Consider the following 24,098-nt stretch of genomic DNA (forward strand, 5'->3'; position numbering starts at 1 on the left):
GGGGCGAGGGAGCGCACCGCCCGCACTGCAAGTGCCCGAATCCAACTCCCAGAGAGGTGCGCTCACTGGCCCGCCAGAGGGTGAGCAGCGAGGCCGCCGCGAGATGTGTGCAATCACCCGCGCGCTCATGCGAACAGACCATGCATATACCAGGCGGGCTGCACCGGCTTGCCCGTCTTCGGATCGATCTCGCGATCATAGAGCCCGTCGCGATAGAGCCAGAACCGCAGGCCATGCTCGTCCTCGATGCGGAAATAATCCCGCGTCAGCCCCTGCCCCTCCGGCCGCCACCATTCCATCGCGATCCGTTCCGGCCCCTCGGCGCGTACCACCGCATGCGCGGCGCGCCGCCAGACGAAGCGCGCAGGCGGACCATCAGGCACTTGGGCGACCACCTGGATTTCTTCGGGACGATCAAAAAGGCGCAAGGGCCGCAGCGGCGGCTCGCTCTCGACGCGCGCCGGCCAGTCCGCGTGCAAGGCCGCGGCGAGGTGCTGCTGCGCCGGCATTGGCAGCGCCGCACGTTCCGGAATATGGGTATCCTCCGGCAGATGCACGACGACACGCTTGCCCCCGATCCGCGCGGCGATGCGGTCGATCAGTGCGGCGAGTTCGTCATTGTCATGGACATGGGCGTCGAGATCGCGCTGCTCCTGCACCACGATCTCGCTGCGGCTGGCACACAGCCGGATCAGGTCGAAGCCGAAGCCGGGATCGAGCGGATCGCTCAACGCGTCCAGCCGCTCGCGAAACAGCCGGTCGATCACGCGCGTCTCCGTCACCGGCTGGCCGGTGTCGATTGCGATCATGCGCACCACGCCGTCAGTGCGGAAGAAATAGGCCTCCAGCCGCCGCGCGCCCTTGCCCTGCTGCGCCATCGCCGCCACCAGCATGGCGGCAAGGCTGGAGAGGCTTGCGGCAATCACGGTGTCGGTCGCCACCGGCTCGGCAAAGCGCTTTTCGACGATGTAGTCCGGCGGGGTTTTCCGCGGGCTGATCGGCGCATCGCCCTCGCCCAGCGCCTGCGCCAGGATGCGGGTGAAGGCGCTGCCGAAGCGCGCTGATATCTCGTGACGGCCGCGGGATGCGACATCGCCGATCGTCTTCAGCCCGGCGCGACGCAGGCCCAGCGTGATCGCTTCGCCGGCGCCGAGCGCGGCCACCGGCAGCGGGCTGACGAGCGCCGCCTCCTCGCCATCGGGCACGATGCGGCCATGGACATGGCGGTTCAAGGTGCGGGCGCAGATCGCATTCGAGGCGATCGCGGCTGACACCGTGAAGCCGCGCGCGGTCAGCGCGTCGCACAGAAGCTTCATCAGCATGGCCTCGCCGCCGAACAGATGGGCACAGCCGGTGATGTCGAGCGCAAGACCATGCGGGGGATCGAGCGCCACCAGCGGCGTGAAACGGTCGCACCAATCGGCGATGTCTTCCAAGGTCTTGGCGTCGGCCGCAGTATCGGCCTCGTGCACCACGAGGTCGGGACAGATCGCGCGCGCATTGGCGAGCGGCAAGCCGTGCGAGAGCCCATAGCGCGCCGCGACATCGTCCAGCGAATGGATCAGCAATGCGTTGCCGTCCTTGATGACGACGACATTCGGCTTGCCGTCATCAGGCGTAGCGCTTGTGGATGACAGCTTTCGCTTGATGCGGTCGATCGGCAGGCGCGGCAGCCACAGGCTGAGAATCCGCCGCCGGCTGGCTGAAACACTGGTCATCGCAGCTCCACTCCATGATCCATCGCCCGGTCTGGCCGTGACGGTTGCGAATGAGTTCGGCGTCGAAGCGCGGCGACCCCCAGGCGGCCCAAGGCGCCGCAGGCATTAAAGGTGCTGATGCCAACGAGGGCGCGGTGCGCACGATCCAGCGCGTCTCCGCGGTCGAAGGGATGGGCTCGGCGGCAGTCCGCAGCACCAGCGCGGTAACCCCCGAGGCTTGCGCAGCCAGCGTCAGCTTGCGGCTGGCGACGAGATCGAGCTTTTTGGTCTCGCCCCACACCTCCAGCATCACCGCGCCGAGCGCATCGCAGGCGAGCGCATCGGCTGATGTGCGGAGCGCAGTGTCGAGATCGGGCGCGCGCACGATGACGAGCGTGCGCGGATCAAGCCCGAGCTCGGCCAGCCCGCATGGCGACAGCGCGCCACCTTCGCGCTCGGCAAAATCCTGCCGGATAAAGACCAGCGGCCGCTGTGCCGAGACGCGCGCCGCAAGACCAAAGACAAAACCGGTCGCGGCCACAGCCTGCGCTCCGCTCGGCGCAAACACCTCGTGCAGTGCACCAAGGGCGAGCCCGCCCTGCAAGGTCGCATCGACCGCGTGATGGCCGAGCGCGGCACGGCGCGTGTCCAGCGCGCCCTCGCCCGCCTCAAGGCGAGCGATGCGGCTGCGCAAACGCGCAAGCGTGTCCATGCGTGCGCCGGTCATGCGTCGCCGTTCCTCACATCCTGTCGTTACGAGCCTCTGCAGTCCCTGGCAGTTGAACCCGCAACGAACCTCTTTGTTCATGATACGTTCTAATATAAAGCTAACGTCACGGGATGAGTCAATCGGGATTACCCCGGATGGGATTCATCTAAGAGAATCAAAGGGATTCAGAAGGATGGAGCTGACGCGTAAACTGGAGATCCTGGCCGATGCGGCAAAGTACGATGCCTCCTGCGCCTCCAGCGGTACCGAGATGCGGGATTCCAGCGACGGCAAGGGTCTTGGATCGACCGCGCCTGGCATGGGCATCTGCCATTCCTATGCGCCGGACGGCCGCTGTATTTCGCTGCTCAAGATCCTGCTGACCAATGCCTGCAATTACGATTGCCTTTATTGCGTCAATCGCGCCTCGTCCAACGTGCCGCGCGCACGCTTCACGGTGGACGAGGTCGTGAAGCTCACGATCGACTTCTATCGCCGCAACTACATCGAAGGCCTGTTCCTCTCCTCCGGCATCATCCGCAGCCCCGACTACACGATGGAGCAAGTGGTCTCAGTCGCGCGCAAACTGCGCGAGGAGCATCACTTCCGCGGCTACATCCATCTCAAGACCATCCCCGAGGCTGATGACGCGCTGATCGCGGAAGCTGGCAAATATGCCGACAGACTCAGCATCAATATCGAGACGCCGCTGGAAACAAGCCTGACACAACTCGCGCCGGAAAAGGACCAGCGCGCGATCCGCCGCACCATGGGACGGCTCCGCCTCAAGCTCGATGAAGCCGATGACGCGAAGAAGACGATCCGCAAAGCCAGGCCGCCGCGCTTTGCCCCGGCCGGCCAGAGCACGCAGATGATCATCGGCGCCGACAGCGCGGACGATCGCACGATCTTATCGACGTCAGCCAATCTCTACGGTGCATACAAGCTCAGGCGCGTCTACTATTCGGCTTTTAGCCCGATCCCCGATGCGAGCCGCGCGCTGCCCCTGCAGGCGCCACCTCTGGTGCGCGAGCATCGGCTCTATCAGGCCGACTGGCTGATGCGCTTCTATGGCTTCGACGCCGAGGAGATCGTCGACGAGGGCGCCGGCATGCTGCCGCTCGACATCGATCCCAAGCTCGCCTGGGCCCTGCGCCACCGCGACCGCTTTCCGCTCGATGTGAACAAAGCCAGCCGCGAGGAGCTGTTGCGGGTGCCGGGCTTCGGCACCCGCACGGTCGAGCGCATCATTGCCACGCGCCGTTCGACCTCGATCCGGCTCGCCGACCTTGCCCGGCTGCATGTGATCCGGAACAAGGCGCTGCCGTTCATCGTTCTCTCAGACCACCGTCCGGCACCGGCCACTCTCGATGCCGCTGGCTTGCGGACACGGCTTCGGCCGAAGCCGCAGCAATTGGGATTTGGATTTTAGCCGTCATTGCGAGGGGCGCAATGACGAAGTGGAGAGCAAGCGCCACATGCACATCGTCACGCTCGACAGCGACACCGATTTCGACGGCTGGCGCCAGGCGGCGCGGGCGTTGGCGATGAACAACGTCAAGCCGGCGGACGTGACCTGGCGTGTGCAGGGCGAGACGGCCGATCTGTTCGATGACCAGGCCGAGACGAAGCTGCCGGAGGTCCCCGAAGGGACGTTCTCGGTGCCGGCGTCCTTCGTCGAGCTGGCGCAATCCGCCATCCTGCATCGGGATCAAAGCCGCTTCGGCCTGCTGTATCGACTGTTGTGGCGGCTGCGGTCGAACCATGACCTGATGACGATCGCGACCGATCCCGACGTCGCGCAGGCCCATGCGATGGCACGCGCGGTGCGCCGGGACGAGCACAAGATGCATGCCTTCGTCCGCTTTCGCGAGATCGGCCGCGAGCGGGAGACGCGCTACGTCGCCTGGTTCGAGCCGGAACACCACATCGTCGAGCTCGCCGCGCCGTTCTTCGCCCGCCGCTTCGCCGACATGCCGTGGTCGATCCTCACCCCCGATCTCTGCGCCCATTGGGATGGCAGCCGGGTCAGCTTCACGCCCGGCGTCGCCAAAGCTGAAGCGCCGTCTGAAGATCGGCTGGAGGAGGTCTGGCGGCGCTATTATGCCAGCATTTTCAATCCGGCACGGCTGAAAGTGAAGGCGATGGAAAAGGAGATGCCGAAGAAATATTGGCAGAACCTGCCCGAGGCCTCCCTGATCAAGCCGCTGATCACCTCCGCCACCCAGCGCACGGGCGCGATGATCGCCGAGCCCGGCACCGAGCCGCACAAACCGCAGAAACGGGTTGAGGAGACCGCGATGACGCGCAAGCCGAAAACCAAGGAATCCAAGGCCTATGACGACGCTGGCGATCTTGAGAGGTTACGTGAAGAAGCAGCCCACTGCCGCGCCTGCCCGTTGTGGAAGAACGCCACCCAGACCGTGTTCGGCGAAGGCCCGCCGCACGCCCCGCTCATGCTGGTCGGCGAGCAGCCCGGCGACAAGGAAGACCTCGCCGGCCACCCCTTCGTCGGTCCCGCCGGGCAGATGCTCGACCGTGCGCTGGAAGAAGCCGGCATCGATCGAACCAAGGTCTATGTCACCAATGCGGTGAAGCACTTCAAATTCGTCCCCCGCGGCAAGATCCGCCTGCACCAGAAGCCGGCGACGCCGGAGATCAAGGCCTGCCGCCAGTGGTACGAGCGCGAGGTGGCAGCGATCCGCCCGGCCCTGGTCGTCGCGCTCGGCGCCACCGCCGCGCAATCGGTGTTCGGCAAGATCACGCCGGTCAACAAGAGCCGCGGCCACGTGGTGGAGCTGCCCGACGGGATCAAGGCGATCGTGACGGTGCACCCATCCTATCTGCTGCGCCTGCCGGACGCCGAGGCCAAGGCGCGCGAATATGAGCGCTTCGTCGAGGACCTGAAACTCGCAGGCGCCGCAATGAAGCGTTCCGCGCGGGCTGCGTGAGTCCTTTGAATCATTCTAAAGCTAAACTGTCGTCGCCTCAGGAACCGCACGGAGTCTGAAGCTGCCGCGCGCTCATTTGCGCCCTTGGTTCAACCGCTTGTCATATGCATCGCGCAAGATCGGATCGTTGGGGAGAGGAGTATTCCAATGACCGATATGGCGTTGCCGGGTTCGATCGAACCCGCCCTGAAGAAGGGACCTGATCTCGATCGCGGCTTTCATCCGCTGACGGGCATCATCTATTTGGGCGTGGTCGCAGCTGCGCTGCTGTTCGTCGCCTACAGCATTTATGCCGACGTCCAGGCCACCGGCACGCGGGTCACGACCTTCGTGCCCTATATTCTGTTGTTCGTGGCTCTCCTGATCGCGCTCGGCTTCGAGTTCGTCAACGGCTTCCACGACACCGCCAACGCGGTGGCCACCGTCATCTACACCCGCTCGCTGCCGGCCCATGTCGCCGTGGTCTGGTCGGGCCTGTGCAACCTGACCGGCGTGCTGCTCTCGACCGGCGCGGTGGCCTTCGGCATCGTGTCGCTACTGCCGGTGGAATTGATCCTCCAGGTCGGCTCCAGCGCCGGCTTCGCCATGGTGTTCGCACTGCTGATCGCCGCCATCATCTGGAACCTCGGCACCTGGTATCTCGGCCTGCCGGCCTCCTCCTCCCACACGCTGATCGGCTCGATCATCGGCGTCGGCATTGCCAACGCGCTGATGCGCGGCCGCGACGGCACCTCCGGCGTCGACTGGACCCAGGCCGCCACCGTCGGCAAGGCGCTGCTGCTGTCGCCGCTGTTCGGCTTCGCGCTCGCCGCTGTGCTGCTCTACATCCTCCGGCTGGTGCTGGCACGGGTGACGCCGGCGCTGTTCGGCGAGCCGGTCGGCAATCAGCCGCCGCCGTGGTGGATCCGCGGCATCCTGATCCTGACCTGCACCCTGGTGAGCTTCTTTCACGGCTCCAATGACGGTCAGAAAGGCATGGGCCTGATCATGCTGATCCTGATCGGCACCGTGCCCACCGCCTACGCCCTCAATCGCACGATGGCAGATAGCAAAATCGAGCAGTTCATCAGCAATTCGGAGGCCGCGAGCAAGGTGATCGAGGCCAGGGCCGCCGGCTACAACGTGCTCGGCGACCCGCGCCCGGCGGTCACGAATTATGTCGCGGCACGCCAGATCAACGAGGGCACCTTTCCATCGCTGGCGGTGCTGGTCCGCGACATCGCCAAGCAGGTCAAGGAATACGGCTCGCTGGCGAAATTGCCGGCTGAAGCGGTCGGCAATACCCGCAATGACATGTATCTGACATCCGAAGCCATCCGCTTCCTGATGAAGGACAAGGAGGCCGACCTCTCAGCCGCCGACATCGCCACCTTCAACGCCTATAAGGGCTCGCTCGACAACGCGACCAAGTTCATCCCGACCTGGGTGAAGATCGCGGTCGCCATCGCGCTCGGCCTCGGCACCATGGTGGGCTGGAAGCGCATCGTGATCACGGTCGGCGAGAAGATCGGCAAGACCCATTTGACCTATGCCCAGGGCGCCTGCGCGGAAATCACCGCGGCCGCCACCATCGCGGCGGCGGACGGCTACGGCCTGCCGGTCTCCACCACCCATGTGCTGTCGTCCGGCATCGCCGGCACCATGGCGGCGAATGGCTCGGGCCTGCAATGGTCGACGATCCGCAACATCGCGATGGCCTGGGTGCTGACCCTGCCGATCGCGATGATGCTGTCGGGCTTCCTGTACTTCATCTTCGTGCAGCTGTTCTGAGTGGCTGCGACCAACGCCGCAGAAACGAAAGCCCGTGTCATCCGACGCGGGCTTTTTGTTGGCGAGTGCGGAACTCGCAGATGTTGCCGACTAGGCCGCGAGCGTGTTCTCGACGAGCCTGATGAAGTAGGACGTGCCGTAGACGATCGCCTCATCGTTGAAATTGTAGGCGGGGTGATGCAGGCCGGCGGAATCGCCGTTGCCGATAAAGATGAAGGCGCCAGGCCGCGCCTCCAGCATGTAGGAGAAATCCTCCGCGCCCATCATCGGCGGCATCTCATGCACATTGGCCTCGCCTGCCACCTCTCTTGCCGCCTGCAGCGCGATCTCGGTCTGCTCGGCATGGTTGACCGTGACCGGATAGCCGCGGGTGTAGCTCAAATCGATCTTGGCGCCGGTGATCTGGGCCGTGCCTGCCACCACCTCGCGCACCCGCTGCTCGACGAGGTCGCGGATCTTCGGCGACAGGGTCCGCACCGTGCCTCGCAGCGTCGCGCTCTGCGCAATCACATTGCGGGCATTGCCGGCGTGGAATTCGCAGATCGAGACCACCGCCGATTCCAGCGGATCGACATTGCGCGACACGATCTGCTGCAGGACCGTGACCAGCTGCGCCCCGACCAGAAGCGAGTCGATACAGTTGTGCGGCTTGGCGGCGTGGCCGCCATGCCCTTCGATAGTGATGTCGATGTTATCGGTCGCCGCCATCAGCGGACCCGGCCGGATCGCGAACGCGCCGACCGGGAGACCGGGTCCGTTGTGCATGCCGTAGACCTGGTCGATCTTGAAGCGCTCCATCAACCCGTCCTTGATCATGGCATGTGCGCCGCCGCCGCCCTCTTCGGCCGGCTGAAAGATCACCGCCACCTCGCCGGCGAAATTGCGGGTCTCGGCAAGATAGCGCGCCGCCCCCAGGAGCATGGCCGTGTGGCCGTCATGGCCGCACGCATGCATCATGCCCGGGTTCTTGGAGGTATAAGGCAGGCCAGTGGCTTCCTCGATCGGCAGCGCATCCATGTCGGCGCGCAGGCCGAGCACCTTGACCTCGCCATTGCCCGGCGTCTTGCCCTTGATCACGCCCACGACACCGGTCTTGCCGAGCCCGGTGGCGACCTCGTCACAGCCGAACTCGCGCAGCCGTTCGGCCACGAAGGCCGCCGTCCGGTGCACGTCGTAGAGCAGCTCCGGATGAGAATGGATATCCCGCCTCCAGGCCTGGATATCGGGCTGCAGATCGGCGACGCGGTTGACGATAGGCATAAAAATTCTCGTGACCTTTGTTGGCGTGAAGGCCTGTGTAGCATGCAAAAGATGCACCGCCTAACCGGCCTGGGGCGCACCATCCATGCAGGTCAGCCATCGACTGGACGAAAGGCTTGTCCCGCCTGCACTCTGCTGACTAAAACCCCCTGCAAAGGGACCAGGGAAGGACGCCGATGCCAAGGCAACTCGAGGGAGATTTCGACTATATTGTCGTGGGCGCCGGCACGGCCGGCTGCATCCTCGCCAACCGGCTCTCGGCCGACCCGACCAAGCGCGTGCTGATCCTGGAGGCCGGGGGCAACGACAACTGGATCTGGTTCCATATTCCGGTCGGCTACCTCTTCGCGATCGGCAATCCCCGCTCCGACTGGATGTTCCGCACCGAGGCCGAGCCCGGCCTCAATGGCCGTTCGCTGGCCTATCCCCGCGGCAAGGTGATCGGCGGCTGCTCCGCCATCAACGCCATGATTTCGATGCGCGGCCAGGCCGCCGACTATGATCACTGGCGCCAATTGGGTCTGGCCGGCTGGTCCTACCAGGACGTGCTGCCGGTATTCCGGCGGCTGGAGGACCATTTCCTCGGGGAAAGCGAGCATCATGGCGCCGGCGGCGGCTGGCGTATCGAGGCGCCGCGCCTGTCCTGGGCCGTCCTCGACGCGGTCGGCGACGCCGCGGCGGAAATGGGCATCCGACGGATTCCCGACTTCAACACCGGCGACAACGAGGGTGTCAGCTATTTCCACGTCAACCAGAAGCGCGGCCGGCGCTGGTCATCGGCGCGCGGCTTTCTCAAGCCGGCGCTGAAGCGGCCAAACCTGCGGCTGGAGACGCATGTGCTGGTGGAGCGGCTGATCATCGAGAACGGACGTGCGGTCGGCGTGCGCTTCCGGCAGAACGGCGAGACCATCGAAGCGCGCACCAAAGGCGAAATGATCCTGAGCGCCGGCTCGATCGGTTCGGTGCAGGTGCTGCACCGCTCCGGCATCGGGCCGGCCGACTGGCTCAGCTCGCTCGGCATCGACATCGTGCTCGACAAGCCCGGCGTCGGCCGCAACCTGCAGGACCATCTGCAGCAGCGCGCGATCTACCAGGTCTCGGGCGTCCGCACGCTGAACGAGACCTATTATTCGCTGGTCCGCCGCGGCCTGATGGGGCTCGATTACGCCTTCCGCCGGCGCGGCCCGCTGACCATGGCGCCGTCGCAACTCGGCATCTTCACCCGCTCCGACACGACGCGCGACCGCGCCAACATCCAATTCCATGTGCAGCCGCTGTCGCTCGACAAGTTCGGCGATCCCCTGCACCGCTTTCCGGCGATCACGGTGAGCGCCTGCAACCTGCGCCCGACCTCGCGCGGCACCGTGCGCGTCCGCTCCGCCAAGCCCGACGACGCGCCATCCATCGCGCCGAACTATCTGGCGACGGAGGAAGACCGCCAGGTTGCGGCGGACGCCATCCGGGTGACACGCCGGCTGATGAAGCAGAAGGCACTGGCACGTTTCAATCCGGTGGAATTCCTGCCTGGTCCCGCCGTCGGCAACGATGACGCCGCGCTGGCGAAAGCGGCCGGTGACATCGGCACCACTATCTTTCACCCCGTCGGCACGGCCAAGATGGGCACGGCCGACGACCCCATGGCCGTGGTCGATGAGCGCCTGCGCTTCTACGGCATCGAGGGCCTGCGCGTCGCCGACGCCTCGATCATGCCGACCATCACCTCGGGCAACACCAACACCCCGACCGCGATGATCGCGGAGAAGGCGGCTTCGATGATTTTGGAGGATGGGAAGTAGTTGGTGTCGCTTCAGGCCAACGAGTCCAGCCAAATATCTTCCGTCGTATTCACTCCCGCTGTCATCGTCTGCACTTGCGATGACGGGTGATTTAGGTCGATGTCTCGGCACATCTCATCGTCCTGAGGCCGGTGCATCATCACCGCCGTCATCGTCCGCGAAGGCGGACGATCCAGTAGCCGCCGGCGGCGGTGATGAATCGAGAGGCCGCGGCGTACTGGGTGCCCCGCCTTCGCGGGGCACGACGACAGAGCAACGCCTGCAACATCTCAAACGACCTATTTCCGCTCCAAACGCCACGCTCCGTCCCAGTCCGCAGGCGGCGGATTTTGCTTCAGGCCTTCGATGCGCGCGACCAATGCCAGCGACGGACCATCTCCCGGCACCACTTCGAGCGTCGCCGCAAAGCCCGCGAGCGCCTCGTCCCAGCGCTGCGCGCGATAGGCGGCGAGGCCTTCACCATAACGATCGCGCAGCAGTTCCTGCTCCGGCGTCAACCGGCCTTTCGCGCCCATGATCTCGAACACGGTCTGGGCTTGCGTCTGACCGAGCACGACGATGCTGTCGATCTCTCGCACCTCGATCACCGCCGCCCCCGCTTCAGCTGTCGCCTGCGATATCAGGCAGCGGCTGCCATAGAGCTTGTTGGCGCCTTCCAGGCGCGACGCCAGATTCACCGTGGCGCCCATGACGGTGTAGTTCATCATGAACGCCGAGCCGATGCTGCCGACCAGGGCCTCCCCGGTCGCGATCCCGATCCGAAGGTCGCATTCGGCCGGAATCGTGCGGACGCCGAGCAGTTCGGGGAGCGCCTTGCGCAGGCCAGCGATGCGTCCCACCATCTCGACCGCCGCCAGACAAGCGAGATCCGCCTGCTGGGCCTCATCGACGAAAGGCGGTCCCCAATAGGCCATGATCGCGTCGCCGATATATTTGTCGATGATGCCGTGATGCGCATGGATCGGCTCCGACATGGTCGACAGATACAGGTTCATGATCTTGACCAGCCCCTGCGGCGTCACGCCTTCGCTGAGCCTCGTAAATCCCTTCATGTCGCAGAACATCACGGTCATGGTGCGGCGCTGGCCGTCGGCGGCCGCGAGCGCCGGCTGATCGAGCAGGCCTTCAGCGACCCGCGGATCGATATATCTGCCGAACGTCTCCCTGATCCGCTGGTTCTGCCTGAGACGTTCGACCATGCGGTTGAAAGCCGCGGAAAGCTGGCCGATCTCGTCCCTGGTCGTGATGCTGATCGGCTGGTCGAGGCGGCCAGCCTCGACCTCCCGAGTCCCTTCGAGCAGCCGCAGCACCGGCCGGGTGATGCCGGTGCCGACCAGCATCGCGAACACGAAGCCCAGCACCGAGGCGATTGCCGTCACCGCGCCCGAAATCGCGATCGCGTGCCGCTGTTCACCGATCACCGTGGCGGCACTGGCCTGGACCTGGCCCAGCATGTCCGCGCGTATGCTGTCGATCCGGTCGTTGAACTCGTCCCGCAACTGATCGATTCCCGTCATCATGCGGGCGGCGTCGGGAAAATCGCGCGCGTCGAGCCGCTGGATCACCCGGGCACTCTCCTCGTTCACGCGACGGCGCAGATCGGTCGCCGTCGCCTCGATCCTCGCATCGAGCCGGCCCAGCGCAGCATTGTCCGACGGTGTAGAGGGATCGTCGACGATCGCATTGATGAGCTGACGCGCTGCCGCGGCCTCACGGGCGACATCAGCATCGAGGTTCTGGAATCGCTTCAGCTGCTCGGTATAGGACGCCTGGTCCGGCGCCGCCTCCATCATCCGGGCGCCCATCATCCGGCGCAGCGCGATTGAGCGTTCGAGCGACTTGATGTTCACCCGCGCCAGGTGACCGTAGGCCGGAATGTATTTGGTCGTCAGCTCATCCAGCAGATGGCCGACCCTGTTGGCCAGCACCATCGATAGGAGCGAGGTGATCACGGCGAGGATGATCAGTCCGGCCGCAATCCCGATGATCTTCTGCCTGATCGATTTCCGAAACATGATGAGAGCCCCGATTCCGAAGCTCGTATCGTATCGCGGCAAACCCGTTTGCGAACTTCGGAATCGAAGAGCACTAACAAACCATTGATCGCGAAAGAAAATCGGTTGGCGCGCCTTCGCCGCGGCTCCCCTGGCGATCGAGCCATCGGCGCCAAATGAGCGCAATGGCCCGAACCAGACGACAATGCCGCCCGCGCGAGGCGGGCGGCACGACGCGATACTGAAGCTCTGAACGGGACAAGGTTAGCGGGCGGAGCTGACAATCGGCTGACGGTTGCAAGACGGAACGGTGGCGCGCAGGCGGTTCGAGAAGATCGGGGACAAGACCGCGCCCGTTGTCGGCCTGTCACCCCAACGTGCCTTGGCGCACGCCCTTTGCAGCCTCCCAGCCGCCCGAGCAAGGTTCGGATCTCACGAAAGCGTCATCGGTCCTGTCCAAGTGATGGGCCGGGAATAAACCGCCGCCCTCCCCGATCTCCTCGCCCGCAAGCCCAATTACGGGCCGAAAGGAGAGCGCGATGAGTCATCACGATCACGATGAGGACAGCGGCGTCAGCCGCCGTAAAGTGCTGGAATGCATGACCTGGGCCGGCACCGGCGTGCTCTGGACCATCGCGGGAGGCGTGCCCCGCTCACTCGGATTGGTCGATGCGGCGCAGGCCGCCGAGAAAGCCGCGCAGACCTCCGGCCTCACCTTCCTGCAGATCAGCGACAGCCATGTCGGCTTCGACAAGCCGGCCAATCCGCATGCGCTCGGCACGCTTGAAGAGGCGATCCAGAAGGTCAGCGCCATCCCGGTGAAGCCTTCTTTCATGATCCACACCGGCGACATCTCGCATCTGTCCAAGGCGGCGGAATTCGACGATGCCGACCGCATCATCTCGCAGGCCAGGCTCGACGTGCATTATGTGCCGGGCGAACATGATTTTCTCGATGAGGAGGTCAAGCTCTACAAGGAGCGCTACGGCAAGGGCACCCGCGGTGCCGGCTGGTATTCCTTCGACGCCAATGGCGTGCATTTCATCGGGCTCGTCAACGTCGTGGATCTGAAGGCCGGTGGCCTCGGCAATCTCGGCGCCGAGCAGCTTGAGTGGCTGGAGGACGATCTCAAGGGGCGCTCGAAGTCGACGCCGATCGTGGTGTTCGCGCATATCCCGCTGTGGACCGTGTATCCGCAATGGGGCTGGGGCACCGAGGACGGCGCTCGTGCGCTCGACTATATGAAGGGCTTCGGCTCCGTCACCGTGCTCAACGGCCATATCCATCAGGTGATGCAGAAGGTCGAAGGCAACGTCACCTTCCACACCGCGCGCTCCACCGCCTTCCCGCAACCGGCCCCGGGCAGCGCGCCCTCGCCCGGACCGATGAAGGTCGAGGACACGAGGCTGCGCAGCCTGCTCGGCATCGCCAGCGTCAATTTCAAGCTGGGTGACGAGCGGCTCGCCATCATCGACACACCGCTGCAGGGCTAAGGGACGCTTACGAGATGAATCGACGCGATATTCTCCTCCACGGCGTCCGCCTCACCGCGGTCGCTGTTCTGCTGCCCCCGACGGCCCGGAAGGCGCAGGCCCAGACGGCTGCCGTCGTCATCGATAACTTCACCTTCAATCCGCCGGAGGTGAAGGTGAAGATCGGCGACACCGTGACCTGGACCAACCATGATGACATTCCGCACACGGTGGTGTCGGCGGGAAAGTTCCGCTCCAAGACGCTGGATAGCGACGACAGCTTCTCCTTCACCTTCGCGGCGGCCGGCGACTACAAATATTTCTGCTCGCTGCACCCGCACATGACCGGGATGATCAAGGTTGAGTAGCGCGCCAAATCAAGGCATCAGCATATCTTCCGGCCGGAGGCTCGCCCCCGGCCGGGTGCCCCCCGCTTCCACGAAAGCTGGTCCGCAGACGATGCCGCTGAACAGGTCCGACGAGGATGCCGAGCGTAACAGACGCTTCCGCGAGCTGGCGCTCCCCTATCTCGACGACGTCTACACGCTGGCGCGCTATCTCCTGCGCGATCCGACCGATGCGGAGGACGCGGTGCAGGAGTGCTACCTGCGCGCGTTCAAGCATTTCCACACCTATCGCGGCCCGGCGATGAAGCCCTGGCTGTTTGCGATCCTGCGCAATGTCTGCCACACCGAATTTGCCCGGCGCAGCAGTGCAAAGCTCAAGGCGATCGACGACGCGCCGGAAGCAGCCGACAAACCGCCGCTGTGGCACGAGAGCCAGGAGACGCCGGAAGGCGCGATCCTGCGCGAGCGCGACGCTTCGGCGATCCGCAAGCTGATCGACCGGCTCGCCGAGCCGTTTCGCGAGACCTTCGTGCTGCGCGAGGTCAACAACCTGTCGTATCGCGAGATCGCCGACAGCGCCGGCGTGCCGGTCGGCACGGTGATGTCCCGCCTCGCCCGCGCCCGCGCGATGCTGCGCGCCGCCTGGCTGGCGGAAGAGGAGTCTTCGGAATGACCTGCGAGGAGGCCAACATCCTGATCCATGCGCTCGCCGATGGCGAGCTCGATGCCGGCCACGCCAGCGAGGTGGAAGCACATGTCGCGAGCTGTCCGCACTGCACGGCCGAGCTGGCGGCCATCAGAGAGATGACAGAGGCGCTCGCCCGCGCGGATCTCGGCTTCAAGGCACCGCCGCAACTGCGGCGGCGCATCGAAGATGCGCTGCCCGCGCTGCCGGCAGTGGCCGCGCCGCCGAGTCGCCGCTCGGTGCTGAAGGGCTTTGCCATGGGGTCGGTGGTCTCGGCACTGGCCGCGACCGGACTGGTCGCGATCGTGATCAGCAAGGACGATCAGCAGCGCATCGAAGCCGAAATCGTCTCGGCGCATCTACGCTCGCTGCAAGCCGGCCACCTCACCGACGTGCTGTCGACCGATCAGCACACCGTCAAGCCCTGGTTCAACGGCAGGCTCGACGTGGCGCCGCCGGTGATCGACCTCACCGCGCTGGGGTTCACCCTGATCGGTGGCCGGCTCGATTATGTCGATGCCCGCCCGATCGGCGCCGTGGTCTATCGCCGTCGTCAGCACATCATCAATCTGTTCGTGGCGCAGACGTCGAGCACAGAACGGCGGACGACGCGGATGGATACGATCCAGGGCTTCAACATCCGAAGCTGGAGCGAGCGCGGGCTGAACTTCTGGGCGATCAGCGACATCGGCGCCGACGAGCTCAACGAGTTCGGAGAGAAGTTCGAGACCGCAATGCGCGTGAACAAGGAGGGATGATGTCGGCAGGATGGGCAAAGCGACTTTTGCGCCCTAGCCCAAAGCGCGAAGGCGTGCCCACCAATCTTTTGAAGCCGTTCAATCGGTGGGCACAGCGCTTCGCGCCTTTGCCCACCCTACGGTCGAATCCGCCTCACGCCGATTTGCGAATGGCGTTGTCGACCAGGGTCTTGCCGAGCGACCAGATTGCGCCGGGCACCTTGTGGCTTTGCGCGATCACGTCGTCGAAGGCGCGCTCGATCCAGGCGCAGTCCTCTTCCGTGATGGTGAGCGGCGGCAAGAGCTTCACCGTATGCAGGCCGTGACCGGCCACCTGGGTCAGGATCTTATGATCCTTGAACAAGGGCACGGTGATCAGCTGCACGAACAGACCCTTGTTCGCGCTCTCCAGCACGTTCCAGGACGCCTTCAGCCGCAGCGATTTCGGCGGGCCGAACTCGACGCCGATCATCAGGCCCTTGCCGCGAACCTCTTTGAGCAGCTCGTAGCCGGGCACCATCCGCGTCAGGGCCAGGCGTAATTCGGCGCCGCGTTTCGCAGCAGCCTCGATCAGCTTCTCGGCCTTCATCACCTCCAGCGTGGCGATGCCGGCAGCCATCGCGAGGTCGTTCTTCGCAAAGGTCGAGCCATGAACCAGCGCCCGATCCATCCGGTTGAAAATCTTGTCGAAGATCGCCTTGCGCGTCAGCAGCGCCCCGACCGGGACATGCCCGCCGGACAGCGCCTTCGACAGCAGCACCATGTCGGGCTCGACATTCCAGTGTTCCACCGCCAGGAACCGGCCGGTGCGCCCCATGCCGGTCTGGATCTCGTCGGCGATGAAGATCGTGCCGTATTTCTTGCAGAGCGCGGCCGCGCCGGGCAGGAACTCGTCGGTGGGCATGTTGACGCCCTTGCCCTGGATCGGCTCGACGATGAAGGCTGCAATCTCGCGCGACGACAGCGCCTGTTCGAGCGCGGCAAGATCGTTGAAAGGAATCGCGGTGCAACCGGGCAGCAGCGGCTCGAAGCCGGCACGGAAGTTCGAATCATCGGTCAGCGACAGCGCGCCATAGGTCAGGCCGTGATAGGAATGGCTGCAATAGACGATCCCGGGGCGCCCGGTCGCGCCACGCGCGATCTTGATCGCGGCTTCAACCGTCTCGGCGCCGGAATTGGCGAAGAACACCTTATCCAGATATGGCACATATTCGAGCAGCCGCTCGGCGAGCACCCCGGCCAAGGTCGAGACGTCGAGCTGCACCAGATTCGGCAGGTCGCTGTCGAGGACGCTTTTGAGAGCGTCACGCAATGTCGGGTGATTGCGGCCGATCGCGAAGACGCCAAATCCGCTCAACAGATCGAGATAACGAGCGCCCTCACGGTCGTAGAGGTACTGCCCCTGCCCCTTCTGAAAGCCCACGTCGTAGCCGATCGTCTTGAGGACGCGGACCAGCTGCTCGTTCAGATGCCGAGAGTGCATGGAACTGCGCTGCGCCTGGCGCTCCACAAACATCTCGGAAACGTCTAGATTGGATTTTAGCATCGGCTACATACTTCGGTTGATGGACGTTTCGTCAACTGAAAACGCGCAATGCGGCGTTTTGCCCCCATTCGCACCATCAAAGCAAGCACGGGTTTCAGCCAATGTTGCACCGCCCCAAATCTCTCATGCGGACAGTCATATCATGTTCTGGTGTGCTGTTCGCAGTAGGATTTTCTTCCCATCTTTCGCCTGCCTTCGCCGCCGACCCGACCGGGGACTGGCGGGTGGCCGATGGTGTCGCCAACATCCGCGTAGCACAATGTAATGGCAGCATGTGGGGCGTCGTGGCCTGGGAGAAGACGCCTGGCGGGCGCGATACCCATAATCCGGATTCTGCCAAGCAGAGCCGGCCGACGCTCGGCATGGCGATCCTGATCGACATGAAGAAGAAGGCTGGCGCCGATCAGTGGGAAGGCCAAGTCTACAACGCCAAAGACGGGCAACTCTACAGCTCCACAATCACGCCGCTTGATTCCGATCACCTTGAAATCAAAGGATGCGTGCTCGGCTTCCTCTGCGGCGGCGAGACCTGGACGCGCGTCGCTCCGCCGATCCCCTCGAGTCCCGTCAACAGCATGGCGAAAGGTACACAGAAACCGATCGCTCCGGCCCCGAAGACGGCCGTCGCGGCGGCGACAGCCGCCAAGAAGCCCGGCGATCAGGTCGGCGACATCTGCGTACTGCCGGAGGTCGCCCACGCTCATTAGCGCAGGCAGATCCGCAAACAGCATGAGCGGCCGAGGACCTCGGCCGCTCATCTTTGCCGCTAATGTTCTTTGATCACGCGCGGCTTGCCCATCAGCGCCGGCTGGAACAGCAGCACCGCGGCCAACGTGGTCAGCAGCGACAGCGCCAGCAGCTTGCCCATGCTGGACGTGCCGGGATGGCTCGACAGCCACAGGCTGCCGAAGGCCGTCGCTGTCGTCAGCGCGCTGAAGAAGATCGCGCGCGTGAGGCTGGTCTGCAACAGGTTGGTCCGGCCCGACCGCCACGCCACCACGTAATAAATCTTGAACGCCACGCCGATGCCGAGCAGCAGCGGCAGCGCGACGATATTGGCGAAATTGAGCGGCAACCGAATCAGCACGCAGATCTCGAGCGTGACCGCCCCCGCGACCAGCAGCGGCACGATCGTCATCAGCACGTCGGTGAAGCGCCGCAGCGTGACCCATAGCAGCAGGCTGATCACGACCAGCGCATAGATACCGGCGTGGATGAACGCCCGCACGATGGTGTCGCCGGATTTGAGGATCGACACCGGACCGCCGATCGCGGTCGGCTCCGCGGCAAGAACTGCATTGGCGAAACGCCGCAGATTGTCATTGTCGTTCGGATCGCCCTTCGGCTCCGCCTCGACCCGGATCAGGCCGTCCTTGCTCTTCCACTGCGAGACCAACTCGGGAGGCAGGTTGTTGAGGCTGACGGGCTGGGCCTGGAGCGACATATTCAGCTGCTCCAGCACGATGCGGAGCGGCTCGACGAACACCGCCTGCGCCTTGTTGCGCACGGCCTCATTGCCGGATGCGAGCTTCGCCAGCGCGTCGGCCAGACGGCGGGACGCCACCGCGCCCGGTCCTTTGCCGTCGCCTGCCGTCCGCCGCAGATTATCGACCGTCGAGTTGAGCGCCTCGACATTCTCCTGGTCGGTCGGTGGGGCGTCGATCTGATCGGGATTGAGGGCAGGCCCCAACACCTTCGCGCCCTGCGCGATCAGCTTCAGCTTGGTCGGCTGGTCCTCAGGCACGAAACTGTTGAGCGAGGTCACGCGTGCCACTTCGGGCAGCTTCGACAGCCTGGCCTCGATCGCCCTGGCCTCGTCCTCCGAATGCGTCAGCACGTCGATCGCGTTGGCCCCGGTGTTCGGATCCTTGCGCAGGTCGAGATAGGTCGCGATCGATTCCGCGTTGGGGTTGCGCAGGTTCATCGGGTTGAAGTCGAACTTCATGAAGTAGAGCAGCGGCAGGCCCGCGATCACCACGGCCAGGGTGCCGACGATGATCGGCACCCGGTGCTTCTCCAGGAAATTGTCGAGCGGCGCCAGGAAGGCATAGCCCACCGGCTCCTTCTCACCCGGCGGATTCAGGATCTTCAAGAACGCCGGCAGGACCGTGATCGAAGAGAGGAACGCGATCAGCATGCCGGCGCCGGCGATCTCGCCGAGCTCGGAAATGCCCTTGTAGTCGGTCGGCAGGAAGCAGAGGAAGCCGGCGGCGGTGGCCATCGCCGCCAACGACAGCGGCACCGCCGAGCGCCGCGCAGCTTCCGCCAGCGCCTCCGGCAGATTGTCGTTCTTGTAGCGCTCGGAGCGGTAGCGCACGCTGAACTGGATGCCGAAATCGACGCCGAGACCGATGAACAGCACCGCAAACGCCACCGACAAGAGGTTCAGCGACCCCACCATCATCAGCCCAACCGCTGTGGTGAGGGACAGCCCGATGAACAGGTTGACGAACACGGCCGAGATGATCTTGGCCGAGTGCAACGCCAGCCAGAGGATGACCAGCACGACCACGACCGTGCCGATCCCGTTGGTGACGGCGCCCTCCTGCACGGTCGCGTATTCCTCGTTGGCGATCGGCACCGGCCCGGTCAGGCGCACCCGCGCCCTATACTTGCCGGCGAAATCGAGCTCGGCCGCGGCCTGGCGAATGGCGTCGGTGGCCGCCTTCCCCGGCTCCAGGGCCTGATAGTCGAGCACCGGTTTGAACTGGATGAAGGCGCGCTTGTCGCTGTCCGAGAGCGGCTTGTCGCTGACCAGCTGGCGCCAGGAGAACGTGGCGTCTCCCTTGTTCAGCACGGTTTCCACCGTTTCGGAGATGTAGTCGAACGGCCGTGCCGTGCTGTCGAGCTTGACCTGACCGCGCTTGACACCGGCAAGGCCCGTCTCCAGCGCGCCGGTGAGGCCGCGGATCGACGGATCACCGGCCATGATCTCGATCAGCGGCGCGGCCGACGTGAACTGGTCCGTGATCTGCTTGACCTCGTCGGTCGGCAGAAACAACAGGCCATTCCTGGCGAAGAACTCGCCGGTGCCGAGCGGCTCGACCGAGGAGAAGTGGGTGGTGTCGTCCTTCAGCTTCTGCACCAGCGCGTTGGCCGCAACACCGGTCAGCTCAGGCGAGGCCGCCTCGACGACGGCGAGGATGGTCCGATCGCGATCGAAGGCCTGCTCATATTGCTGGTCGCGCTGCCGCCAATCCAGATTGGACGAGATCAACGTGTTGATGTCGGTATTGATGACGAAATGATGCGCCGTATAAAATCCGGCGGCCACCGCAAGGACGAGTCCCGCAATCAGTGTCGGCCATGCGAAGCGCGTGCAGGCCCTAACGATCGAGACGACAATACTTGTCAGCACTTCTTGACTTTCTCATGTTTTGAGCTCGGCGGAAACGTCCGCTGCCTATCGGAGTTCCACGGTCTGAGCTAGCCCAACAGGACGAGGTTCTGTTGCGGAAGGCGGACCGGATCAGCACGAACGGATGGGGTCGCCGGGGCGGCTGATATAGCGGCGATGTTCGGCGGTAAAGTGACGAACGGGTGAGGCCCTAAAGACTTCTATTTGCTTATAATATTTCTACTTAATATAATACCACAATCGTCCCTGTGTGTTTTTGATCACATGCGACCGATTTGCAATCGGCCTTTCCACTTTCCTGAAATTTTGACACAAGCCCTGTGCTTCCATGCGCTTAGGTGGCCGGTGAATGGCAGAACTGGGGCGTGTCCGACTGGTGCGGATATTGCACTTTCGGTCGGCGTCAGTTCGGCAGCATCGCTACGGGCGTACAGAGGTGATCGGTTGTTGAAAGTGAGGCAACGTGGCTAACGGACGTCCGATGCAGGTGTATCTCGCGCAGCCGCGCGGGTTTTGCGCAGGAGTTGTGCGCGCGATCGAGATCGTGGAGCGCGCGCTGGAGAAGTACGGGCCGCCCGTCTATGTGCGCCACGAGATCGTGCACAACAAATACGTGGTCGAGAGCCTGAAGAACAAAGGCGCGATCTTCGTCGAGGATCTCTCGGAAGTGCCGCCGCTCGCGGTGACCGTGTTCAGCGCCCATGGCGTCGCGCGCTCGGTGGAGGAGGAAGCGGCGGCGCGCGGACTGCCGGTGCTCAATGCAACCTGCCCGCTTGTAACGAAGGTCCACAACCAAGGCAAACGGTACATGTCCAAGGGCCGTACCCTGGTGCTGATCGGCCACGCCGGCCATCCCGAAGTCGAAGGCACCATGGGACAGGTCCCCGGACCGGTCTACCTGGTCCAGAACGAGGCGGATGTGGCGGCCCTGCCGATGCCCACCGATCGGCCAATGGCCTATATCACGCAAACCACACTCAGCGTTGATGACACCAAAGACATCATCGCCGCCCTGCAAGCGCGCTTTACAGACATTCAAGGCCCGGATATCCGGGATATCTGCTATGCGACACAGAACCGCCAATCTGCGGTAAGGGACCTATCTAAGCTGGTGGATGTGATTTTGGTGGTGGGCGCCGCCAATAGCTCCAACTCGAACAGACTGCGCGAGATAGGCTCCGAGGCCGGTGTCGCCAGCTATCTGATCGCAGACGGGAGCGAACTCAATCCTGAATGGCTGAAGGAAGCCAGGGCTGTCGGCATCACCGCCGGCGCCTCGGCGCCAGAGGTCCTTGTCGACGACGTCATCGAGGCCCTGCGGCGCATCGGACCGGTCGAGGTCTCGGTGCTCCCGGGACGGGAAGAAAACATCGAATTCCGCCTGCCGGCCGAGCTGGTCGCGGGCTGATCCTAATCGGTTTGGTCCAGAAAGAAGACACGTAATGGCAATCCCCTTTCACAAGGAACTGCGCATCGGGGCCTATCTGATGAAGCAGAAGCTTCTCGGCCGCAAACGCTATCCGCTGGTCCTCATGCTGGAGCCGCTGTTCCGCTGCAATCTCGCCTGCGCCGGCTGCGGCAAGATCGACTACCCCGACGCGATCCTGAACCGTCGGATGACCGCGCAGGAGTGCTGGGACGCCGCCGACGAATGCGGCGCACCGATGGTGGCGATCCCGGGCGGCGAACCGCTGATCCACAAGGAGATCGGCGAGATCGTGCGCGGCCTGGTGGCGCGCAAGAAGTTCGTCTCGCTGTGCACCAACGCGCTGCTGCTCGAGAAGAAGCTCGATCTGTTCGAGCCATCGCCCTATCTGTTCTTCTCGGTCCATCTGGATGGCCTGCGCGAGCACCATGACAAAGCCGTGTCGCAGAAGGGCGTGTTCGACCGCGCCGTGTCCGCGATCAAGGCGGCCAAGGCGCGCGGCTTCACCGTCAACGTCAATGCCACCGTCTTCGACGGCCATCCGGCCGAGGAGATCGCGAAATTCCTCGACTTCACCACCGAGCTCGGCGTCGGCGTGACGATGTCGCCCGGCTATGCCTATGAGCGCGCGCCCGACCAGGAGCACTTCCTGAACCGGACCAAGACCAAGCAGCTGTTCCGCGACGTGTTCGCGCGCGGCAAGGGCAAGAAGTGGAATTTCATGCATTCCGGCCTGTTCCTGGACTTCCTCGCCGGCAACCAGGAATTCGAGTGCACGCCCTGGGGCATGCCGGCCCGCAACATCTTCGGCTGGCAGAAGCCCTGCTATTTGCTCGGTGAAGGCTACACCAAGACCTTCAAGGAGCTGATGGAGACCACCGACTGGGACACCTACGGCACCGGCAAATATGAAAAGTGCGCCGACTGCATGGCCCATTGCGGCTATGAGGCCACCGCGGCGAATGCCGCGCTCACCAACCCGCTGAAGGCGATGTGGGTCAGCTTGCGCGGCATCAAGACGGAGGGCCCGATGGCGCCGGAGATCGATCTCTCCAAGCAGCGCCCGGCACAATATGTGTTCTCGGCGGAGGTGCAGAAGCGCCTGTCCGAGATCCGCAAGGATGAAGAGCTGGAAGCGCAGAACGCCCAGCAGCGCAAGGCGTCCACGGCCGCCTAAGCGCGTACGCCAAGCCTCTGGAAATAACACGGGCCGCCGACGCGTCGAGATGATCTCGGCGAGTCGGCGGCCTTTTTCATTTGTCGCTGCTTATTTTTGCCGCTGCTTATTTGTCGCTGCGCCGTCTTGCTGGCGCCCGACGCTCTGATCCGACCCGAGCTATCTCCGCCCTTTCCACTTCCGGGAGAGAATGGCTAAACGCCGTCACGGTTGTTGCGCGATCGATCAGTCGCACCGCGCTCTAACGTAGCGCGGAGGACCTCACGCCTCCGCGGCAGCCAGCGCCTCGGTCTCGGCAAATGCGTCAGCCCCCAACAGGCTGCTCAGCAGGAAGTCGCGGGCTCCCCGCAGCGACCGCAGCGCCAGATTGAACTCGATGCCGGTCGAGACCAATCCGCGCAGCACGCGCGGATTGCGCGCCACCCCGCGCAGGATCAAGGGCAGGTCGATGTCCCCGTTGGGCTTGATCGCATCCTTGGCCAGCGACGGCAGCGTCCGATGGGCGGGATCAGAGATTACCCGCAGCGCCGCGAACGGCAGGCCGCACTCGGTGGCGTAAGCGGCGGCGATATGGCTCTCCATATCGACCGCAGCGGCGCCTGTGCTCCTCCGCAGCGCCGCCTTGCGGGCCTGCGCCACGACGACCTCTTCCGCCCCGGCCAGCACGCCGCGCACCACCCGGCGCCGCCCCAAGGCCGCGCGCGCGATATGAGCTTCGCTCAAGGACAGCCCGGCCAGCCAGCGTGCGTCGCCTGCGGTGACCTCCGTCGCCACCACGATGTCGCCGGCCTTCAACGACGGGTCGAGGCCGCCGGCCACGCCAAAACTGATGACGCCGCGGATCGAGGTCGGGTCGAACACGGTCAGCAGCGAGCGCAATTGCTGCGGATCGCTCGAGCTGCAGATGACCATCATTCCAGGACCGGCCGCAATGCGGGCTTCCTGCACCAGACCAGTCACAACCAAGACCGGTCGCGGATCAATCGGGCGATCCGCGGACGTTCTGTCCCCCATCCCCAACTTCACAATCCGACCCCTGACACCCTGCTATCTCTCATCCCAAGCTCTCGACCGCGCCGGCGTCCGACGCGGGAAAGCATTCACAAACCTGAGAATTACGCAGAAAAAATCCGCCAGGAAACCCCGTTTACGCCGCAGTGCGGTTATCCGACA

The 24,098-nt window shown here is 64.3% G+C and carries 18 protein-coding genes; 11 read left to right on the forward strand and 7 right to left on the reverse strand.

Annotation, left to right across the window (positions count from 1 at the left end; translation table 11 throughout):
* Positions 1-125: 125 nt before the first annotated feature.
* Positions 126-1,718, reverse strand: coding sequence for a DNA polymerase Y family protein (locus BRAS3843_RS00005; protein WP_008966601.1), 1,593 nt, complete (start codon positions 1,716-1,718; stop codon positions 126-128).
* Entirely contained in the window at positions 1,612-2,424 is an 813-nt protein-coding gene (locus tag BRAS3843_RS00010) for a hypothetical protein (protein ID WP_008966602.1), read from the reverse strand. Before BRAS3843_RS00010 ends, BRAS3843_RS00005 begins: the two co-directional genes overlap by 107 nt.
* Before the next feature lie 175 nt (positions 2,425-2,599).
* Here BRAS3843_RS00010 and BRAS3843_RS00015 point away from each other — a divergent pair, with 175 nt between their 5' ends.
* The 3 genes from BRAS3843_RS00015 to BRAS3843_RS00025 all read left to right on the forward strand — a co-directional run bounded on the left by BRAS3843_RS00015 (position 2,600) and on the right by BRAS3843_RS00025 (position 7,127).
* Positions 2,600-3,838, forward strand: coding sequence for a putative DNA modification/repair radical SAM protein (locus BRAS3843_RS00015; RefSeq protein WP_008966603.1), 1,239 nt, complete (start codon positions 2,600-2,602; stop codon positions 3,836-3,838).
* 46 nt (positions 3,839-3,884) lie between these two features.
* Positions 3,885-5,357: a UdgX family uracil-DNA binding protein gene (locus tag BRAS3843_RS00020; protein WP_008966604.1), complete on the forward strand. Its 1,473-nt coding sequence runs from the start codon at positions 3,885-3,887 to the stop codon at positions 5,355-5,357.
* A 147-nt stretch (positions 5,358-5,504) separates the two neighbouring features.
* Positions 5,505-7,127 carry an inorganic phosphate transporter gene (locus BRAS3843_RS00025; protein WP_008966605.1) on the forward strand — a complete coding sequence of 541 codons (1,623 nt, stop codon included), beginning with the start codon at positions 5,505-5,507 and terminating at the stop codon, positions 7,125-7,127.
* 90 nt (positions 7,128-7,217) lie between these two features.
* Here the strand turns inward: BRAS3843_RS00025 and BRAS3843_RS00030 are convergent, their stop codons facing one another.
* Positions 7,218-8,387: a M20 aminoacylase family protein gene (locus tag BRAS3843_RS00030; RefSeq protein ID WP_008966606.1), complete on the reverse strand. Its 1,170-nt coding sequence runs from the start codon at positions 8,385-8,387 to the stop codon at positions 7,218-7,220.
* Between the two features lie 176 nt (positions 8,388-8,563).
* Between BRAS3843_RS00030 and BRAS3843_RS00035 the strand changes: the two genes are divergently transcribed.
* On the forward strand, positions 8,564-10,183 hold the full coding sequence (locus BRAS3843_RS00035) for a GMC family oxidoreductase N-terminal domain-containing protein (protein WP_008966607.1): 1,620 nt from the start codon (positions 8,564-8,566) through the stop codon (positions 10,181-10,183).
* Between the two features lie 278 nt (positions 10,184-10,461).
* Here BRAS3843_RS00035 and BRAS3843_RS00040 read toward each other — a convergent pair whose 3' ends face one another.
* A complete protein-coding gene (locus BRAS3843_RS00040) occupies positions 10,462-12,198 on the reverse strand; it encodes an adenylate/guanylate cyclase domain-containing protein (protein ID WP_008966608.1) in 1,737 nt (578 codons plus the stop codon).
* A 518-nt stretch (positions 12,199-12,716) separates the two neighbouring features.
* Here BRAS3843_RS00040 and BRAS3843_RS00045 point away from each other — a divergent pair.
* The 4 genes from BRAS3843_RS00045 to BRAS3843_RS00060 all read left to right on the forward strand — a co-directional run bounded on the left by BRAS3843_RS00045 (position 12,717) and on the right by BRAS3843_RS00060 (position 15,439).
* Positions 12,717-13,670 (forward strand): metallophosphoesterase, encoded by a 954-nt coding sequence (locus BRAS3843_RS00045; RefSeq protein ID WP_008966609.1) that lies wholly within the window; start codon positions 12,717-12,719, stop codon positions 13,668-13,670.
* Positions 13,671-13,684: 14 nt separating this feature from the next.
* Complete coding sequence (locus tag BRAS3843_RS00050) at positions 13,685-14,017, forward strand: cupredoxin family copper-binding protein (RefSeq protein WP_008966610.1); 333 nt, start codon at positions 13,685-13,687, stop codon at positions 14,015-14,017.
* 97 nt (positions 14,018-14,114) lie between these two features.
* Positions 14,115-14,669: a sigma-70 family RNA polymerase sigma factor gene (locus BRAS3843_RS00055; RefSeq protein WP_139024675.1), complete on the forward strand. Its 555-nt coding sequence runs from the start codon at positions 14,115-14,117 to the stop codon at positions 14,667-14,669.
* Positions 14,666-15,439, forward strand: a complete 774-nt coding sequence (locus tag BRAS3843_RS00060) for an anti-sigma factor (protein ID WP_008966612.1) — start codon at positions 14,666-14,668, stop codon at positions 15,437-15,439. Before BRAS3843_RS00055 ends, BRAS3843_RS00060 begins: the two co-directional genes overlap by 4 nt.
* Before the next feature lie 133 nt (positions 15,440-15,572).
* On the opposite strand, the gene hpnO is transcribed toward BRAS3843_RS00060, so the two are convergent.
* Entirely contained in the window at positions 15,573-16,964 is a 1,392-nt protein-coding gene (hpnO, locus tag BRAS3843_RS00065) for an aminobacteriohopanetriol synthase HpnO (protein ID WP_035980407.1), read from the reverse strand.
* Positions 16,965-17,065: 101 nt separating this feature from the next.
* Here hpnO and BRAS3843_RS00070 point away from each other — a divergent pair, with 101 nt between their 5' ends.
* The gene (locus BRAS3843_RS00070; protein WP_085966881.1) at positions 17,066-17,671 is read left to right on the forward strand and encodes a DUF2147 domain-containing protein; all 606 of its coding nucleotides are present in this window, start codon (positions 17,066-17,068) and stop codon (positions 17,669-17,671) included.
* Between the two features lie 59 nt (positions 17,672-17,730).
* Here the strand turns inward: BRAS3843_RS00070 and BRAS3843_RS00075 are convergent, their stop codons facing one another.
* Positions 17,731-20,322: an MMPL family transporter gene (locus tag BRAS3843_RS00075; protein ID WP_008966615.1), complete on the reverse strand. Its 2,592-nt coding sequence runs from the start codon at positions 20,320-20,322 to the stop codon at positions 17,731-17,733.
* Positions 20,323-20,803: 481 nt separating this feature from the next.
* On the opposite strand from BRAS3843_RS00075, the gene ispH reads away from it, so the two are divergent.
* A complete protein-coding gene (gene ispH / locus BRAS3843_RS00080) occupies positions 20,804-21,730 on the forward strand; it encodes a 4-hydroxy-3-methylbut-2-enyl diphosphate reductase (RefSeq protein ID WP_008966616.1) in 927 nt (308 codons plus the stop codon).
* 34 nt (positions 21,731-21,764) lie between these two features.
* The gene (hpnH, locus tag BRAS3843_RS00085; protein WP_008966617.1) at positions 21,765-22,925 is read left to right on the forward strand and encodes an adenosyl-hopene transferase HpnH; all 1,161 of its coding nucleotides are present in this window, start codon (positions 21,765-21,767) and stop codon (positions 22,923-22,925) included.
* Positions 22,926-23,186: 261 nt separating this feature from the next.
* Here hpnH and BRAS3843_RS00090 read toward each other — a convergent pair whose 3' ends face one another.
* Positions 23,187-23,939, reverse strand: coding sequence for a phosphorylase (locus tag BRAS3843_RS00090; protein WP_083841278.1), 753 nt, complete (start codon positions 23,937-23,939; stop codon positions 23,187-23,189).
* Between the last annotated feature and the right edge of the window lie 159 nt (positions 23,940-24,098).

Source organism: Bradyrhizobium sp. STM 3843 (genome assembly GCF_000239815.1).
Classification (GTDB): domain Bacteria; phylum Pseudomonadota; class Alphaproteobacteria; order Rhizobiales; family Xanthobacteraceae; genus Bradyrhizobium.

Coding starts and splice junctions, on each gene's coding strand:
- ispH (WP_008966616.1), top strand. CDS start 20,804: ATGCAGGTGTATCTCGCGCAGCCGCGCGGGTTTTGCGCAGGAGTTGTG.
- BRAS3843_RS00030 (WP_008966606.1), bottom strand. CDS start 8,387: ATGCCTATCGTCAACCGCGTCGCCGATCTGCAGCCCGATATCCAGGCC.
- hpnH (WP_008966617.1), top strand. CDS start 21,765: ATGGCAATCCCCTTTCACAAGGAACTGCGCATCGGGGCCTATCTGATG.
- BRAS3843_RS00005 (WP_008966601.1), bottom strand. CDS start 1,718: ATGACCAGTGTTTCAGCCAGCCGGCGGCGGATTCTCAGCCTGTGGCTG.
- BRAS3843_RS00040 (WP_008966608.1), bottom strand. CDS start 12,198: ATGTTTCGGAAATCGATCAGGCAGAAGATCATCGGGATTGCGGCCGGA.
- BRAS3843_RS00090 (WP_083841278.1), bottom strand. CDS start 23,939: ATGGGGGACAGAACGTCCGCGGATCGCCCGATTGATCCGCGACCGGTC.
- BRAS3843_RS00020 (WP_008966604.1), top strand. CDS start 3,885: ATGCACATCGTCACGCTCGACAGCGACACCGATTTCGACGGCTGGCGC.
- hpnO (WP_035980407.1), bottom strand. CDS start 16,964: ATGCTAAAATCCAATCTAGACGTTTCCGAGATGTTTGTGGAGCGCCAG.
- BRAS3843_RS00060 (WP_008966612.1), top strand. CDS start 14,666: ATGACCTGCGAGGAGGCCAACATCCTGATCCATGCGCTCGCCGATGGC.
- BRAS3843_RS00045 (WP_008966609.1), top strand. CDS start 12,717: ATGAGTCATCACGATCACGATGAGGACAGCGGCGTCAGCCGCCGTAAA.
- BRAS3843_RS00025 (WP_008966605.1), top strand. CDS start 5,505: ATGACCGATATGGCGTTGCCGGGTTCGATCGAACCCGCCCTGAAGAAG.
- BRAS3843_RS00050 (WP_008966610.1), top strand. CDS start 13,685: ATGAATCGACGCGATATTCTCCTCCACGGCGTCCGCCTCACCGCGGTC.
- BRAS3843_RS00070 (WP_085966881.1), top strand. CDS start 17,066: ATGTTGCACCGCCCCAAATCTCTCATGCGGACAGTCATATCATGTTCT.
- BRAS3843_RS00035 (WP_008966607.1), top strand. CDS start 8,564: ATGCCAAGGCAACTCGAGGGAGATTTCGACTATATTGTCGTGGGCGCC.
- BRAS3843_RS00010 (WP_008966602.1), bottom strand. CDS start 2,424: ATGACCGGCGCACGCATGGACACGCTTGCGCGTTTGCGCAGCCGCATC.
- BRAS3843_RS00015 (WP_008966603.1), top strand. CDS start 2,600: ATGGAGCTGACGCGTAAACTGGAGATCCTGGCCGATGCGGCAAAGTAC.